This window comes from Cruoricaptor ignavus (assembly GCF_900141665.1).
Lineage (GTDB): Bacteria > Bacteroidota > Bacteroidia > Flavobacteriales > Weeksellaceae > Cruoricaptor > Cruoricaptor ignavus.
On sequence record NZ_FQYI01000002.1, the window covers coordinates 293,449 to 309,088 of the forward strand.

Sequence of the window (15,640 nt, forward strand, 5' to 3'; positions counted from 1 at the left end):
TATCAAAAATTAATTTTTGCCTAATTTTATCCGAAGATTTTTCAGCATATCTTTCGTCATTGAAGAAATATCGTAATCATACGATAAGTTCCAGTCTTTTTTCGCAACGGAATCATCAATGGATGCAGGCCAGGATTCCGCAATCTGCTGACGAAAATCCGGCTCGTAATTAATCTGAAAATCAGGGATTTCCCTTCGAATTTCTTCTGCAAGTTGTTTCGGCGTAAAAGATAGGCCGCCCAAGTTGTAGGAAGTGCGCACGCTCAGGCTTTCCTTCGGTGCTTGCATCAGCTTCACGGTGGCATTTATTGCGTCGTCCATATACAGCATCGGCATTGCGGTATCTTCTGCGATGAAGCTTGTGTAGCGGCCGTTTTTTACGGCTTCGTAAAAAATTTCCACGGCATAATCTGTAGTTCCGCCGCCTGCTGGCGCTTTCCAAGAAATCAAGCCGGGATAGCGGATGGAACGCACATCCACACCGAATTTCTCAAAATAATATTCGCACCATTTTTCGCCAGCAAGCTTAGAAATTCCGTAAACTGTGGACGGATTTAAAACCACATCCTGCCCTACATTTTCCTTCGGCAAACCTTTGCCAAAAACTGCGATGGAAGATGGCCAGAAGATTTTCTGCAAATGCCCATCCTTAGCCAATTCGCAAAGATGAAGCAGGGGCTCCAAATTCAACTTCCACGCAAAAAGGGGCCGCATTTCCGATGTGCCAGAAAGCAGCGATGCCAAATGATAAACCGTGGTAATTGCATTATCTTTAATAAATTGCTCTAAAAATTGAAAATCCGTTACATCCAGTTTTTGATAAAATCCGGCGGAAGAAATGTTTTCTGCAGGCTCTGCCAAATCTGAAGCAATCACATTCTCCCGGCCGTAAATCTCAACGAGTTTTTCCGTGAGTTCCGTTCCAATCTGTCCTAATGCACCTGTGATGAGAATTTTTTCTTCTGACATTTACTTCCTGAAATAATGAATTTTTAACAAAAATAAGCAAAATGGAAATTATTTCTTTACCGCTTCGTCATCTATAAACTTACCGCTGGCAGCTTTAAAGCCAAAAAAAGCGATAAGGCCAATGGTGAAAAGGAGGAAAAGATAGGAATAGAGCCAGCTCTGCCCGTTGCGGAATGCTGCAAAAAGCGGCGGCCCGGCGGAGGCTACCAGGTACCCCAGCGATTGTGCCATCCCGGACATACGGATGGTAGCCGCCATACTGCGGCTCTTCAGCGAAAACAATAGAATGGCGAGGCTGAAGGATGTGCCAGTGCTTAGCCCGATGAACGCAGCCGCCAGAAAGATAAAGCGCCCCTGAAATAGCAGCAGCAATAAGACGCCCGCAGCCATAAAAATACTTACGAAGAATATCATCGGTTTAAGACTCCTTGCTTTCCCCGCCAGAATCGGTGCATAAAAAGTGAAGGGCAAAGAAATCACCTGCATAACCGCTACAAGATAACCCGAATGTTCCGGAGGTATACCGTAGCCTATGGAAATCTTCGGGAGGTAGGCAACCGCGCAGTAGTAAACCAAAGACTGCAAACCCATAAACACGCTGATGTACCACGCGGTGGGGGATTGGTAAACATTAATTTTTTGAGAAATGAAGCCTGGCTTTCCCAAATCTGCCGTTTTTTTATTGACTATAAAGTCGATGATGACAACGGCTGCGGCAAAAACAGAAATCACCGCCCAAAAACCTAGCGCGCCTCGCCAGCCGTAGCCCGTCTTCTCCCCTATCGCCCTACTGAAGCCCGCCCCGGCAGCTGCGAATATTGCCATAGAGACAGAGAATACTCCCGTGAGCAGCCCTACTTTATTCTGAAAATTATTCCGGATATAGGGCGGCAGCAGTACATTGCCCACGCATATGCCGAACCCCACCAGCACGGACCCCGCAAAAAGAGCGGCTGTGGTCCCCTGCACCCTTAGCAGCAGACCGAAAATCATCAGCAATACGGAGAAAAGAAGCATCAGCCGTAGCGCGCTACCCGCAGAAACCCGGCTCACAGGGATGGAAAATGCCGCAAACATTAGCAGCGGGATGGAGGTAAGCAGGCTCCCCTGAAAAGCGGAAAGCCCTAGCGAGGTACTGATATCGTCCAACACCGGACCTACGCAGGTAATGGGCGCGCGAAGGTTTGCCGAGATGAGTATCACCACGAGTAAACTTACAAACGGGAGTATCTTTTTCTCTTTCGACATTTAATATAAATGATTGCAAATTTAAGCCTTATCAAGGTATTTAGCCGCGGTTGGATAGGTTTTATTATTTTTACCAAAAGAATTTTATGAAAAGGCTATATTTCGCCGCCGTCCTCGCGGCAGTTTCTATAAAGGCACAGTTTACAGATTATTCCTTCCAGAAGGAAATTCGCGTACAGAACAAAGGCGTGGTAGTTTCTGCGCATCCTTTGGCAAGCGAAGCCGGTGCAAAAATTTTGGCAATGGGTGGAAACGCTTTTGATGCGGCGGTTGCCACGCAATATGCTTTGGCGGTGGTTTACCCTCAGGCTGGAAATATCGGTGGCGGCGGTTTTTTAGTTGGCGTGAAAAACAACGGTGAAAAATTCGCCCTCGATTTCCGGGAAACAGCGCCGGCCAAAGCATCTCGCGATATGTACCTCGACAGGAAGGGAAATGCCAACACGGAAAAATCTCAGAACGGACATCTGGCTGTGGGGGTTCCAGGTTCTGTGGCTGGTTTTTTCGCTACGATGAAGCACTGCAAACTTCCGATGGAAACGCTGATTCAGCCGGCGATTGATTTGGCAGAACAGGGATTTGCCATCACAAAACAGGAGGCAGGATTGCTGAACGCGCTGAAACCGGAATTTCAAAAATATAACAAGGAAAAGCCGATGGCCTTCCTGAAGGAAGAAGATTGGAAGGCTGGCGATTTATTAATTCAGAAAGAATTGGCGGAAACACTGAAGAGAATCCAGCGCGACGGGGAGAAAGGCTTCTATGAGGGTGAAACCGCCAAGCTCATCGCTCTGGAGATGCAGCGTGGCAAAGGCATCCTCACGATGAAAGATTTGCGGAATTACAAAGTGGAAGAGCGTAAACCTTTGGAATTCAGTTATAAAGGTCATCAGGTAGTATCGATGCCGCTCCCATCCAGCGGGGGGCCGCTGCTGGCGCAGATGCTCGGTATGGCTTCGTTTGAAAATTTAGAAAATTATCAGGCTAATTCCCCCGAGGCGGTTCAGATCATGGTGGAGGCGGAGCGGCGTGCCTATGCCGACCGTGCGGAATATATGGGGGACCCGAAATTCATCACCGATAGAACGGACTACCTGATTTCGGAAGAATACCTGAGAAACCGTTGGAAAAGTTTTGATGCCAGCCACGCGACGGCCAGCGCCGCCGTGGGAAAAATCATTCAGCCGGTAAAGGAATCCAAAGAAACTACGCATATTTCCATTCTTGATAAGGAAGGTAATGCGGCATCCATCACCACCACGCTAAACGGGCTCTATGGGAGTAAAGTAGTGGTGCGCGGGGCAGGATTTTTCCTGAACAATGAGATGGATGATTTCTCGATAAAGCCGGGCGTGCCGAATATGTTCGGTGCGGTGGGCGGGGAGGCGAACAAAATAGCGCCAGGGAAACGGATGCTCTCTTCGATGGCGCCTACCGTAATCCTGAAAAATGAAAAACCGTATATGGTGGTAGGCACGCCGGGCGGTACTACGATACCGACCTCAGTTTTCCAGACTATTGTGAATGTGATTGATTTTAAACTGTCTCCAAATCAGGCGGTGAATCAGCCTAAATTTCACCATCAGTGGCTTCCGGAAGAGGTCTCCGTGGAAAAGAATTTCCCCAAGATCGTTGCCGATTCACTGAAAGCAAAAGGCTACATATTTCAGACAAGGGAAAATATTGGAAGAGTGGAGCTGATTTTGCTGGATGAAGGGGGCAGCATTACTGCAGTAGCTGATGGGCGAGGCGACGACTCGGTGGCGGTGGAACCTTAATTTATTCTATTTCTAATTTTTTAGAATTTCGCCTTGAAAATTTGAACTGAGACATTTAATCCGTAACTTTGTACTCGTAAAAAATTGAACGACATGAAAGGATTTCACGGAAACATCGAGCAGCAAACGCTTGATAATGAGAATTTTAGAAAAGTAATCTACACTGCGAAGCATTCTCAGCTTGTGCTGATGACGCTGAAAAAGGGCGAGGAAATCGGGATGGAAACGCACCCTGAGAATGACCAGTTTTTCCGCTTTGAAGCTGGTACTGGTAAATGCATTATCGACGGTAATGAGTACGAGGTGAAGGACGGCTCGGCGATTATCATTCCTGCTGGTTCTCAGCACAATGTGATTAACACCGGCGATGATGAGCTCAAAATGTACACGATTTATTCGCCGCCGCACCATAAGGATAAGGTGGTGCACGCTACGAAGGCCGATGCAGAGCGCGACGAAGACGACGATTTCGAAGGCGATACCACTGAATAAAAATAGAATGCCGCATAGTTGCGGCATTTTTTTTAATCAATCCCAAGACGCCGTTTAAACTGCGGTTTAAGTTTATCAGAAATCTCTGAAAATGGTACTGAAATTTCTATGATTCCTGAAGAATATGGCGCGATTTCATACTGATTATATACGAAAATGATCCTATCTTTGTCAAAATAAAAATTCTCACTTGGCTTCAAATCCTCTGGATCAAAAAGCTCCGATGCTCTGCCATCCAGCATTATAAGAAGAATTTTATTCCAGTTTTCATCGTTTTCGTCCACAGCATCGTGCAGCTTCAGAATGGAATTTTTCTGTGAATCTATAACTTTATATTCTATAAATGACATCCCGTGGGCACCTCCTTCATAAGTATAAGATTTCTGCCTGATAATCAAGTAGTTATTAATTTCGTTCACTAAATCCATTTCTTTGATGCTAGAGAGGGTTTGCCCGGCAGGACTTTCATAATTTTCCATTTCCTGCACGAATCTACGCTGCATTCCCGCCAGCTTTTTCTCAAGCTCTTCCTTGGTATATCCTTCCGAGGTCCCGTATATTTCTTCCAAAACACTTTCATCTAAATCTTTGAAAACCAAAAGCTTATGATTGAATTCCGTTTTGATGTCGCCAACATTTTCATTTTTCTGAAAACGCACGGAATCGTAAATAATATCAGCAACATCTTTAGTGAGCTTTTCATTATGAATCTTTGAGCTGCCTTTATTTTCACAAGAAATTAGCATTACCAAAATAGCGCTCCACAAATACATTTTTTTCATTCTGTTGCAATTTTTTTTCTTAAAACAAAAAACCGTCCATTTCAGGACGGTCAAATTATTTTTTCAAAAAAATTTTAGAATGAACTTCCGGTTTCATCCGGAACAGCGGCAGGATTGTAAACCGGGTTTCCGAAGGCCAGCATCGGCAAAAAGATGAAAGGCAGCAAAATAATGCCGATAGCGTAGGCCGAAGATTTGCCGAAAGCCTGAGACAAGCGCATATACAGGATTACTGTGATTACAATATTCACAAGCGGTATCAGCGTTAGCAAAATCCACCACAATGGTTTTTTCGCAATTTTAATAAGCGGGATGAACATTAGAATCGGGATAAATGCAAACCAGGCATTTTCTTCGCCAGCCTGCTTGTACAGCTTGTACAGCGAGTAAGCGCACAGCAGATAGCTCAGAATTCCGAAAAGCATACCGCCAACGCCAAACATTGCGCCCGGACCATCCCCATAGTAATTGGGCGATGAGTACTGAAGTAGTGTCAACATAATTTTGTAATTAATTGATTAGTGTTCAAAATTAAAAAAAGCCGCCAATTGAGAACGGCAGCTTTTGTTAAATTTATTTTAAATCCTCATACATCAATGTTGGCATACACAGCATTACGCTCAATGAATTCCCGTCTTGGCGGCACTTCATCGCCCATCAGCATTGAGAAGATATTGTCTGCTTCCGCCAGGCTTTCAATCGTCACCTGTTTTAGAATTCTGTTCTCCGGGTTCAGCGTAGTTTCCCAAAGCTGCTCAGGGTTCATCTCACCAAGACCCTTGTACCTCTGCACTTCCACGCCTTTCCCATCATCCGCCATTTCCAGCGTTTTTTCCTCGCGCTCTTTTTCGTTGTAGGCATATACTTTTTTGTTGCCCTTCTTCAGAAGGTAAAGCGGCGGCTGAGCGATGTAAACATAGCCCTGCTCGATGAGTTCCTTCATATAGCGGAAGAAAAAGGTGAGAATCAGGGTGGAAATATGCGAGCCATCGATATCAGCATCCGTCATAATCACGATTTTATGATAGCGTAACTTACTCAGGTTCAATGCTTTAGAATCTTCTTCCGTACCAACCGAAACGCCGAGTGCTGTGTAGATATTTTTTATCTCGTCGTTTTCGTAAACCTTATGTAACATAGATTTTTCCACATTCAGAATTTTTCCGCGAAGTGGAAGTATCGCCTGAAAATGCCGGTCTCTGCCCTGCTTTGCAGTTCCACCTGCAGAATCACCTTCCACAAGGAATATTTCCGAAATTTCAGGATCCTTGGAAGAGCAGTCCGAAAGTTTTCCCGGCAAGCCTGCACCACCCATCGGCGATTTTCTCTGCACCAGCTCCCTTGCTTTTTTCGCGGCCTGCCGTGCTTTGGCTGCCAGCACCACTTTCTGCACGATTTGGTTGGCTTCGCCAGGATTTTCTTCCAGGAAGTTGCTCAGCATTTCGCCTACGATTTTATCTACAGCGCCGGAAACTTCCGAGTTGCCCAGCTTTGTTTTCGTTTGGCCTTCAAACTGCGGCTCCATCACCTTCACGGAAATCACCGCCGTTAATCCTTCGCGGAAATCGTCACCCGTAATCTCAACTTTTTCTTTCTGCGGGATGCCCTTTTCATCGGCATACCTTTTCAGCGTTCTCGTCAAAGCCCTGCGGAAGCCTGCCAGATGCGTTCCGCCTTCGTGCGTATTGATGTTATTGACATAAGAGTGCAGGTTTTCGTTGAAAGAGGTGTTGTAGCGCATCGCCACTTCCACAGGGATGTTATCGCGCTCGCCTTCCATAAAGATGACATTCTGCATAATGCTTTCGCGGTTGCCATCGATATATTCCACGAATTCCTTCAGGCCGCCTTCCGAATAGAATTCATCGTGGCGGAAGCTGCCGTCCTCATTTTTCGTGCGTTCATCCGTCAGCAAGATTTTGATGCCTTTGTTCAGGTACGAAAGTTCGCGGAGCCTGTTTGCCAAGGTATCATAGTTGTATTCCAGCTCGGTAAAGATTTTCTCATCCGGCTGAAAAAACTGCCTTGTGCCGCGCTTTTCGCTCTGCCCTATTTCCTGCACATCGGTTTTAGCCTTGCCTTCGGAATAGCTTTGCTGGTAAATTTTCCCGTCTCGGTAAACGGTGGTAACCATCTCGGTAGATAGCGCATTCACGCAGGAGACGCCCACACCGTGCAAGCCTCCGGAAACTTTGTAAGAGTCCTTGTCGAATTTTCCGCCGGCACCAATCTTCGTCATCACCACTTCCAGCGCAGATTTCTGCTCCTTCTCGTGATAATCCACCGGAATTCCGCGGCCATTATCCGTCACCTCTATACCATTGCCCTCCTTTATCGTCACCGTAATTTCATCGCAGTAGCCAGCCAAGGCCTCGTCAATCGAGTTGTCCACCACTTCGTAAACCAGGTGGTGCAAACCGCGGGCACCCACATCACCAATGTACATCGAAGGGCGCATCCTCACATGCTCCATCCCTTCCAGCGATTGTATGCTGCTCGCCGTATATTTCTTTTCGCTCATATCAAATTTTATTTGGGCGAATTTTCATTTTTTTTCGCCAAAAAGATTAGCAAATATCGTAAAAATCTTTGGATTTTGTATGATGATTTCCGAAAAACCGAGTCATCGAAATTGAATAACTTTAGCCAAAATTTTAATTATGAAAAAACTTCTGAGCCTGCTGATGATACTGGTACTTTTGGCTTGCCAAAACGAGAAACCGAACCTAAATCAGACAGATAATACCGATGAAACTGCGGCGCAAACTGATGCGGAAACAAGCAAGGTAGAAAAAATTGCGAAAGAGCAAATCCCGGCAGAGATAAAATTTGAAGGGGATCTAGTGGAAGCAAGAGCCTGGCTATCTTCGGACGGTGAGCACTTCGTGATTTTTTCCTCACAATATACGGAAGAAAGCGGCGATATTTTTGCTTATGAATTCTTGAAGAATGGCGATAAAGTGCAACAATTGTGGAGCGTTCAGGATGAAGTTACGAATTGCTCACTGGCAAAAGCGCTTGAATTTCTGCCGGAATCTTTTCAGTTTTCCGATTTTGATAAAAACAACGAAACGGAAGTTTGGCTTGCCTACAAAAACGGTTGCCGTGGCGGTATGGATCCGGTGGATTTAAAAATACTGATGTTTGAAAACGGCGTGAAATACGAGCTTTCCGGCAAAACTGCACTCAGCGAAGACGAGCGCCATGAAGGTTTTAAAATGAATGCTGCGCTGCAAAATGCGCCAGCACACTTCAAATCTTACTTCGAGCAGATGTGGCACGAATTTCAGGTGGAAAACCTGCAAGCTGATTAGGCTGTTGATTTTCCTTTTAGAGTTTATTTTCTACTTGGCTCTTTTACTTTTACCTGGCTCTTCCGCAAATTCTTATTTTTGCCGAATGATTACGGCGGAGCAACTGAAGGATGCGAAAACGCGCATCGAAGATTTACATAAATTTTTGCAGATTGAGCGCAAGACAATTGAGATTGCGAACGATGACGAAAAAACGGCAGCGCCCGGTTTTTGGGACAATGCCAAGGAAGCGGAGGTGTTTCTGAAACAGCTGCGTTCCAAAAAGAAATGGGTGGAAGATTACAGCGAAATCCACACGATGTTTGAAGATTTGCAGGTCCTTGCGGAATTTGCAAAAGAAGATGAAGATTCTGCGGCAGAACTGGAGGCCCAGTTTCCGGACCTTATCGAAAAAATCGAAAATCTGGAGTTTAAAAATATGCTTTCCAACGAAGGCGATGAGCTTTCTGCGGTGCTGCAGATCACTGCTGGTGCCGGCGGAACGGAAAGCTGCGACTGGGCAGGAATGCTGATGCGGATGTACACCATGTGGGCCGATAAACAGGGCTACAAAGTGCGCGAGCTGAACTTTCAAGAAGGCGATGTGGCAGGCGTGAAAACCGTAACGCTGGAGATTGAGGGTGAATATGCCTTCGGCTACCTGAAAGGTGAAAACGGCGTGCACAGGCTGGTGCGCATTTCGCCCTTCGATTCAAATGCGAAGCGCCACACAAGTTTCGTTTCCGTTTATGTTTATCCTTTGGTGGACGACACGATTGAAATCACCATCAATCCTGCGGATATTTCCTTCGAAACGATGCGCTCTTCAGGAGCCGGCGGGCAGAATGTGAACAAGGTGGAAACTGCGGTAAGGCTACGCCACGCACCTACTGGCATCATCATCGAAAATTCGGAATCGCGTTCGCAGCTTCAGAACAAGGAAAAAGCATTGCAACTTTTGAAATCGCGACTTTACGAAATGGAGCTGGAAGAGCGGATGAAGGCGCGCAACGAAATAGAGGCGAATAAGATGAAAATAGAATGGGGCAGCCAAATCCGAAACTATGTGATGCACCCATACAAGTTGGTGAAAGATGTGCGCAGCGGCCACGAAACAAGCGATGTGGATGCGGTGATGAACGGGAACATTACGCCCTTCCTGAAAGCATTTCTAATGGCAGATGGTACTGCGGTGAGTGAGGAGGACCTCGATTTATAATTAAAAGTGAAAAGTTGAAAACTGGAAATAATTTTATATTTTGACTTTCACTTTTTAACTATTTACTTATTTTTGTCGGAATTTGAATTTTATGGAGCATTTTGAGAGTTGGAAAGACCTGCTGAATCCGGAATTTTACATAAAGCTGGGCGGCTTTTGGATGGTGCTTTTCATCGTTTTTGCCGAAACCGGCTTGCTGGTAGGCTTTTTCCTCCCCGGAGATTCACTACTGTTTGTAGCGGGAATCTATGCGCACGAAATGATTGACGCAACCTTCGGGAGCACCGGCAACGACCTCCTCGATACTTCGATCTTTGCCAGCTGTGTAGCATTTGCAGCCTTTGTAGGCAACGAACTGGGCTATTGGTTCGGCCGCAAAACAGGACCGGCGCTTTTCAAAAAGGAAGACACCTTCCTTTTCAAAAAAAAGCACCTCTACCAAGCACAAGATTTCTTTGATAAAAACGGAGCGCTTGCAGTAATTGCCGCCCGCTTCCTCCCCATCATCCGGACTTTCGTGCCAGTGGTAGCCGGGATTGTCCAGATGGATAAAAACAAATTCCTCCGTGATAACCTGATAGGTGCCATTCTGTGGTCATTCACAATGGTTTTTGCAGGGCACTACCTTGATAAACTTTTCCTAACTCAATTCGGGATCGACCTGAAGTCTCACCTGGAGATGATCATCATCATCATCGTAGCCATTACTACCCTACCCGTGATTGTCAAATTTTTCTTTGGTAAAAAGGATGAGCCGAATGGAGTTTAAGACACAGCACCAGGCCGATTGGGAGAAGATCTCCCGAGAAGTAGCGGCAAAAATAAAGCATCCACTGCTGCTTCTGAAAGGAAACCTGGGTGCCGGCAAAACCACCTTCACGCAAAATCTGCTGAAAGCGCTGGGCAGCACGGATGAAGTAACATCGTCCACCTACTCTATCGTGAACGAATACGAAACGCCACAGGGCAAGGTTTTTCATTTCGACCTTTACCGCCTGAAAAACGCGGCCGAAGTTTTCGACATTGGCATTGAAGAATACTTGGAAAGCGGCGCGCTCTGCATCATTGAATGGCCAGAAGTTTTCGAGGGCGAACTCGAAAATTATCCCCGCCACGAAATGACGATCGATAATGATGGAAGCCTTAGGAAAATCACTTTTAAATAATTGATAAAACATAACCGAGCATTGATCGAATAACACTAATTTTGCTGCTTAAATTTTATTGGGAAAAATCTCTTATCACTTATCAATCATCAACAATAAAAAATGTCTCAAACGATATTCACGCCATTTTCCGAGCAGGATTTGCTTCCGAAGGAAGAAGTTCTGGAAGTAGTGCGGAAATCGAAAAAATTCAGCATCGGCATCCCTAAGGAAACCTGCCTGAACGAGCGCAGAACCTGTATCACGCCGGATGCCGTGCAGGTACTGACGGATGCAGGCCACGATATCATCATAGAAAGTGGCGCAGGAAAAGGCTCGTTTTTCACAGATTTGCAGTATGCAGAAGCCGGCGCAAAAATCACGAAAGACGCCGCAGAAGCCTTCGCTCAGGATTTGGTTTTAAAAATAAATCCACCAACTGAAGACGAGATTGATTTGCTGAAGGCACACAGCTACCTGATTTCTGCTTTGCAAATCAACCTTCGGGACAAGGCCTATTTCGAAAAACTCGCGGAGAAAAAGGTAAATGCCATTGCCTTTGAATTCATTTTAGATGAGTACGGCCAGCGCTCGCTCGTGAGGCTCATCGGCGAAATTGCGGGAACTGCCTCCGTGCTATATGCTGCGGAGCTCCTGGCACTCTCCAACGGGCTGATGCTCAGCGGAATCACGGGCGTTCGTCCGACTGAGGTTGTGATCATAGGGGCTGGAATTGTGGGGGAATTTGCCACAAAAGCAGCTATCGGCCTTGGGGCAAGCGTGAGGATTTTTGATAATTCACTCTCCAAACTTCGCCGGCTGCACACGCTTGTAGACAGCAGGGTGCCGACATCCATCATCGACCCGAAAGAACTTCAGAAAAGCCTGCGCCGCGCTGATGTAGTGATTGGCTGCCTGCCGAGATTCTGCGCTGCCCCTTTGGTAACCGAGGATATGGTGCTTAAGATGAAAAAGGGCAGCGTAATCATTGACCTTACGATTGACAACGGAAAGGTAATTGAAACCTCCGAACTCACAACGCTGGAGGATCCGTATGTTGTAAAACACGGCATAATCCACTGCGCGGTGCCGAACCTCACTTCGAGAATCCCGAGAACCACCACGAAGGCTATTTCAAACTTTTTCCTTTCCTACATTCTCAATTACGACGAGGAAGGCGGTTTCGAAAACTATTTGCTGAAAAGCAATGAGATGAAGCAGAGCCTATATATGTACAAGGGCAGGCATGTAAAGAAGATGATTTGCGATAAATTCGGGCTGCCCTACCACGATATCCACCTGCTACTGTTTTAATTGTGAGAAAGTTAAGATTTTTTTTAATGGGCTTCATCCCCGGCCTTATCATCGTATTTTTCATTTTGAATCAGAAGGGGGCAAAATGCTCTGGATACCTGCCGGAAAGCCGCGTGATTGCGGAAACTTTGAGCAAAAAAAACTTTCACTACTCAGATGAGGCAAAAAACGCAATGCAGAAGATGCAAATTGATGAGAAATTCCTGAAGGACAGCATCATAACGAAAGGTTCTGTGGATTTCGGTAAAAGCCACGCCCAGGAGGAGCCGTGCCCGGATTACTTCCTTACTTATCCAAAAAAAAATCCACGCCTGCAGATAACTTTCGAAAAATGTAAGGAAAGCGTGAAAGTGCTGAGCTTGCGGAAAGTGAATTAATCCTCCAACTCAATCCAAACCGGTGCGTGATCGCTGGTTTTCTCCCACCCTCTCACGAATTTATCCACCTGAACCTCCTTTAGTTTCGGCACCAGATCTTCACTGAGCAAAAAATGGTCGATGCGTAAACCTGCATTCCGTTGAAAGGCCTGCCGGAAATAATCCCAAAAAGTGTAGATGGTTTCGTCCGGATAAAGGTGCCGCAAAGCATCCGTCCAACCCTGATTAACTAAATCAAAAAAAGCGGCGCGAACTTCCGGGCGAAACAGCGCATCATCCACCCATTTTTCCGGCTTGTAAACATCTTTTTCCGTAGGCATCACATTGAAATCGCCGACGAGCATTGCAGGCTTCCCTGATGTGATGAGCATTTCGGAATGTGCGGCAAGCCGCTCGAACCATCGCATTTTATAATCGAACTTTGGTCCGGGTGCAGGGTTTCCGTTCGGAAGATATATGCAGCCGATGACTGTTTCCCGCACCATCACTTCGAGGTACCGGCTTTGCAAATCATCGTCATCGCCGTCCAAGCCGCGCCTTCGCTCTTCCATCCCAATGCCTTGCTTCGCCAAAACTGCCACGCCGTTCCAGGATTTTTGTCCGTGCCAAATGGCATCGTACCCCGCTTCATTTATCGCCGATAGCGGAAATTTTTCCTGCGGCGCTTTCAGTTCCTGCAGGCACACCACATCTGGCTGCGTTTCGGCGAGCCATTTCAGCAAAACGGGCAATCTTCCATTGACTCCGTTTACATTATAAGTCGCGATTTTCATCAGCCAAAAATAATGACAATATTTTTTTCGAAAGAAAAATCTGCCGGACTTTTGTTAAATTTAGCGGATGAAAAATTTCATACTGAAATCTGCACTTTTCGCTTTGCTGATTTTCGCCACGCTGAATTGCAGGGGCGGAATTCCGGACGAGCAAAGCGAGACCGATAAGGAAACGCTGATAATTTTGGGCTTCCCTGCCAATGCAGACGGAACGCCATCCGTACTGATGAAATACCGGCTGGATAAGGCGCTGAAAATTTACAACCCGGAAAAAACCGTGGCCATCATCACCACTGGTGGCGCTGTGCAGAATAAGTTCGAAGAAGCGGTGGTGATGAAGAATTACCTCGTGCAGAAAGGCATTCCCGCTGAAAAAATATTTGCGGAAACCAGCGCAAAAAGCACTTTTGGCAATGCGCATTATTCATCGAAAATCATCAAGAAGAAAAACCTGCCGAACCCTGTAATCGTAACTTCTGAGGAGCATAGGGAAAGAGCGGCGTGGACTTTTTCGCTTTTCCTGGAAAATTTTCGTATGGCAAATTGAAGGCGTGGTTTGAAAGTTGGTGGCAAATCATTAAATTTGTGAAAATCATTTAGCAATAAAAATTTTCAAGATATGACGAAAGCGATTTCGCAGGTTCCTTACGCTTACAATGAGCCTGTCCGTTCGTATGAGCCTGGCTCTGCAGAGGTAGAAAGCCTCCTGGCTACCTACCGCCAAATGTGGAACGAGAAGCCGGAAATTCCGATGGTAATAGGCGGAAAAGATGTAACCACGGCAAACAAGGTGCGCCTGCAATCTCCGCAGGATCACCAACACGATTTCGGTTCCTATTTCAAAGGCGATATGAGCGATGTGGATGCAGCGATAGAAGCAGCACTTGCCGCAAAACCGAAGTGGAACGCGCTGCCTTGGGAGCAGAGAGCCTCCATCTTCCTGAAGGCGGCAGAATTGGCGGCAGGCCCTTACAGAGACAGGCTGAACGCTGCCACGATGATTGGCCAATCCAAAAATGTGCATCAGGCGGAGATTGATTCGGCTTGTGAATTTATCGACTTCCTGCGCTACAATGTGGAATTTATGACGGAAATGTACAGCGAGCAGCCCGTATCAGACCACGGCATCTGGAACCGTGTAGAATACCGGCCTTTGGAAGGTTTCTGCTTCGCCGTAACGCCGTTCAACTTTACCGCGATTTCCGGAAACCTGCCTAGCTGTATGGCTATGATGGGAAATGTGGTGGTGTGGAAGCCGAGCGAGAAGCAGATTTACTCCGCACACATCATTATGCAGCTCTTCCGTGAAGCCGGCTTGCCGGACGGCGTTATCAATATGATTTTCACCGACGGGAAAGAAACTTCCGAGAAAATCCTTGCCCATCCGGATTTTGCAGGGCTGCACTTCACCGGCTCTACAAGCGTTTTCCAAGGGATGTGGAAGCTGATTGGTGATAATATTCACAACTACAAAACTTACCCGAGAATTGTGGGTGAAACCGGCGGAAAAGATTTCGTAGTGGCGCACAAAACTGCAATTCCTGAAGCTGTGGCAGCCAACTTGGTGCGTGGCGCTTTTGAATATCAGGGCCAGAAATGTTCCGCGGCTTCCCGGGCTTACATCTCGAAATCGATTTGGGATGAAGTGAAGGCTTCGATGGAGGCCCAGCTGAAAACCGTGAAGATGGGTTCGCCGGAAGACCCGAGCAATTTTGTGAATGCGGTAATCGACAAAAATTCTTTCGAAAAGTGCAAAGGCTACATCGAAAGGGCGAAGGAAAGCAGCGATGCGGAAATTCTTTTCGGCGGAAGATGCGATGATTCTAAGGGTTGGTTTGTGGAGCCTACCGTGATTCTCACCGAAAATCCGAAGTACGAATCCTTCTGCGAAGAAATCTTTGGCCCTATCCTATCCATCTACATTTTCGACGATGAAAAGTGGGAGGAAACGCTGAAACTTGTGGACGAAACTTCGCCGTATTCTTTGACTGGCTCGATTTTCGCGCAAGACAGATACATCATCGATGAAGCGTACAAGGCCTTGGAAAATGCGGCGGGCAACTTCTACATCAACGATAAGCCGACTGGTGCAGTGGTTGGGCAGCAGCCTTTCGGCGGCGCAAGAGCATCTGGAACGAACGACAAGGCTGGTTCTAAAATGAACCTAATACGCTGGGTTTCAGTGCGTTCCATAAAAGAAACCTTCGTTCCTGCGAGAAATTATAAATATCCATATTTAGGCTAAATTAA

16 protein-coding genes are annotated in these 15,640 nt (G+C 46.4%); 10 read left to right on the plus strand and 6 right to left on the minus strand.

Translation table 11 applies throughout. The annotated features are described in order from the left end of the window. Nucleotides 1-9: 9 nt before the first annotated feature. Together BUB43_RS03765 and BUB43_RS03770 are read right to left on the minus strand one after the other, a co-directional pair. Nucleotides 10-969 carry an NAD-dependent epimerase/dehydratase family protein gene (locus BUB43_RS03765; RefSeq protein ID WP_073178458.1) on the minus strand — a complete coding sequence of 320 codons (960 nt, stop codon included), beginning with the start codon at nt 967-969 and terminating at the stop codon, nt 10-12. A 48-nt stretch (nt 970-1,017) separates the two neighbouring features. Further along, nucleotides 1,018-2,217, minus strand: coding sequence for an MFS transporter (locus tag BUB43_RS03770; protein ID WP_073178460.1), 1,200 nt, complete (start codon nt 2,215-2,217; stop codon nt 1,018-1,020). 86 nt (nt 2,218-2,303) lie between these two features. On the opposite strand from BUB43_RS03770, the gene ggt reads away from it, so the two are divergent. Further along, on the plus strand, nt 2,304-3,995 hold the full coding sequence (gene ggt / locus BUB43_RS03775) for a gamma-glutamyltransferase (RefSeq protein ID WP_073178462.1): 1,692 nt from the start codon (nt 2,304-2,306) through the stop codon (nt 3,993-3,995). A 93-nt stretch (nt 3,996-4,088) separates the two neighbouring features. Further along, on the plus strand, nt 4,089-4,487 hold the full coding sequence (locus tag BUB43_RS03780) for a cupin domain-containing protein (protein ID WP_073178464.1): 399 nt from the start codon (nt 4,089-4,091) through the stop codon (nt 4,485-4,487). Nucleotides 4,488-4,519: 32 nt separating this feature from the next. On the opposite strand, the gene BUB43_RS03785 is transcribed toward BUB43_RS03780, so the two are convergent. The 3 genes from BUB43_RS03785 to gyrB all read right to left on the minus strand — a co-directional run bounded on the left by BUB43_RS03785 (nt 4,520) and on the right by gyrB (nt 7,790). Further along, the gene (locus tag BUB43_RS03785) at nt 4,520-5,269 is read right to left on the minus strand and encodes an RsiV family protein (protein ID WP_073178466.1); all 750 of its coding nucleotides are present in this window, start codon (nt 5,267-5,269) and stop codon (nt 4,520-4,522) included. Nucleotides 5,270-5,343: 74 nt separating this feature from the next. Further along, nucleotides 5,344-5,769, minus strand: coding sequence for a DUF5684 domain-containing protein (locus BUB43_RS03790; RefSeq protein ID WP_073178467.1), 426 nt, complete (start codon nt 5,767-5,769; stop codon nt 5,344-5,346). Between the two features lie 86 nt (nt 5,770-5,855). Continuing rightward, a complete protein-coding gene (gene gyrB, locus BUB43_RS03795) occupies nt 5,856-7,790 on the minus strand; it encodes a DNA topoisomerase (ATP-hydrolyzing) subunit B (RefSeq protein ID WP_073178469.1) in 1,935 nt (644 codons plus the stop codon). 139 nt (nt 7,791-7,929) lie between these two features. Between gyrB and BUB43_RS03800 the strand changes: the two genes are divergently transcribed. The 6 genes from BUB43_RS03800 to BUB43_RS03825 all read left to right on the plus strand — a co-directional run bounded on the left by BUB43_RS03800 (nt 7,930) and on the right by BUB43_RS03825 (nt 12,617). Then, nucleotides 7,930-8,583, plus strand: coding sequence for a M949_RS01915 family surface polysaccharide biosynthesis protein (locus BUB43_RS03800; protein WP_073178470.1), 654 nt, complete (start codon nt 7,930-7,932; stop codon nt 8,581-8,583). An 85-nt stretch (nt 8,584-8,668) separates the two neighbouring features. Beyond that, nucleotides 8,669-9,781 carry a peptide chain release factor 2 gene (prfB, locus tag BUB43_RS03805; protein ID WP_073178472.1) on the plus strand — a complete coding sequence of 371 codons (1,113 nt, stop codon included), beginning with the start codon at nt 8,669-8,671 and terminating at the stop codon, nt 9,779-9,781. Between the two features lie 91 nt (nt 9,782-9,872). Then, nucleotides 9,873-10,550, plus strand: a complete 678-nt coding sequence (locus tag BUB43_RS03810; protein ID WP_073178474.1) for a DedA family protein — start codon at nt 9,873-9,875, stop codon at nt 10,548-10,550. Continuing rightward, nucleotides 10,540-10,947, plus strand: a complete 408-nt coding sequence (tsaE, locus tag BUB43_RS03815; protein ID WP_073178476.1) for a tRNA (adenosine(37)-N6)-threonylcarbamoyltransferase complex ATPase subunit type 1 TsaE — start codon at nt 10,540-10,542, stop codon at nt 10,945-10,947. The genes BUB43_RS03810 and tsaE overlap by 11 nt, the downstream gene beginning before the upstream one ends. A 102-nt stretch (nt 10,948-11,049) precedes the next feature. Then, complete coding sequence (locus tag BUB43_RS03820; protein ID WP_073178478.1) at nt 11,050-12,240, plus strand: alanine dehydrogenase; 1,191 nt, start codon at nt 11,050-11,052, stop codon at nt 12,238-12,240. Nucleotides 12,241-12,242: 2 nt separating this feature from the next. Beyond that, entirely contained in the window at nt 12,243-12,617 is a 375-nt protein-coding gene (locus BUB43_RS03825; protein ID WP_073178480.1) for a hypothetical protein, read from the plus strand. On the opposite strand, the gene xth is transcribed toward BUB43_RS03825, so the two are convergent. Then, nucleotides 12,614-13,390 (minus strand): exodeoxyribonuclease III, encoded by a 777-nt coding sequence (gene xth, locus BUB43_RS03830; RefSeq protein ID WP_073178482.1) that lies wholly within the window; start codon nt 13,388-13,390, stop codon nt 12,614-12,616. The genes BUB43_RS03825 and xth overlap by 4 nt on opposite strands. A gap of 67 nt (nt 13,391-13,457) precedes the next feature. On the opposite strand from xth, the gene BUB43_RS03835 reads away from it, so the two are divergent. Both BUB43_RS03835 and pruA read left to right on the plus strand, forming a co-directional pair. Beyond that, on the plus strand, nt 13,458-13,937 hold the full coding sequence (locus BUB43_RS03835; protein ID WP_073178484.1) for a YdcF family protein: 480 nt from the start codon (nt 13,458-13,460) through the stop codon (nt 13,935-13,937). A 72-nt stretch (nt 13,938-14,009) separates the two neighbouring features. Further along, nucleotides 14,010-15,635: an L-glutamate gamma-semialdehyde dehydrogenase gene (gene pruA / locus BUB43_RS03840; protein WP_073178485.1), complete on the plus strand. Its 1,626-nt coding sequence runs from the start codon at nt 14,010-14,012 to the stop codon at nt 15,633-15,635. Nucleotides 15,636-15,640: the final 5 nt, after the last annotated feature.

Bases quoted from the DNA above. Each gene is read 5' to 3' on its own strand.
- BUB43_RS03765 (WP_073178458.1), bottom strand. From the start codon at position 969: ATGTCAGAAGAAAAAATTCTCATCACAGGTGCATTAGGACAGATTGGA.
- BUB43_RS03770 (WP_073178460.1), bottom strand. From the start codon at position 2,217: ATGTCGAAAGAGAAAAAGATACTCCCGTTTGTAAGTTTACTCGTGGTG.
- ggt (WP_073178462.1), top strand. From the start codon at position 2,304: ATGAAAAGGCTATATTTCGCCGCCGTCCTCGCGGCAGTTTCTATAAAG.
- BUB43_RS03780 (WP_073178464.1), top strand. From the start codon at position 4,089: ATGAAAGGATTTCACGGAAACATCGAGCAGCAAACGCTTGATAATGAG.
- BUB43_RS03785 (WP_073178466.1), bottom strand. From the start codon at position 5,269: ATGAAAAAAATGTATTTGTGGAGCGCTATTTTGGTAATGCTAATTTCT.
- BUB43_RS03790 (WP_073178467.1), bottom strand. From the start codon at position 5,769: ATGTTGACACTACTTCAGTACTCATCGCCCAATTACTATGGGGATGGT.
- gyrB (WP_073178469.1), bottom strand. From the start codon at position 7,790: ATGAGCGAAAAGAAATATACGGCGAGCAGCATACAATCGCTGGAAGGG.
- BUB43_RS03800 (WP_073178470.1), top strand. From the start codon at position 7,930: ATGAAAAAACTTCTGAGCCTGCTGATGATACTGGTACTTTTGGCTTGC.
- prfB (WP_073178472.1), top strand. From the start codon at position 8,669: ATGATTACGGCGGAGCAACTGAAGGATGCGAAAACGCGCATCGAAGAT.
- BUB43_RS03810 (WP_073178474.1), top strand. From the start codon at position 9,873: ATGGAGCATTTTGAGAGTTGGAAAGACCTGCTGAATCCGGAATTTTAC.
- tsaE (WP_073178476.1), top strand. From the start codon at position 10,540: ATGGAGTTTAAGACACAGCACCAGGCCGATTGGGAGAAGATCTCCCGA.
- BUB43_RS03820 (WP_073178478.1), top strand. From the start codon at position 11,050: ATGTCTCAAACGATATTCACGCCATTTTCCGAGCAGGATTTGCTTCCG.
- xth (WP_073178482.1), bottom strand. From the start codon at position 13,390: ATGAAAATCGCGACTTATAATGTAAACGGAGTCAATGGAAGATTGCCC.
- BUB43_RS03835 (WP_073178484.1), top strand. From the start codon at position 13,458: ATGAAAAATTTCATACTGAAATCTGCACTTTTCGCTTTGCTGATTTTC.
- pruA (WP_073178485.1), top strand. From the start codon at position 14,010: ATGACGAAAGCGATTTCGCAGGTTCCTTACGCTTACAATGAGCCTGTC.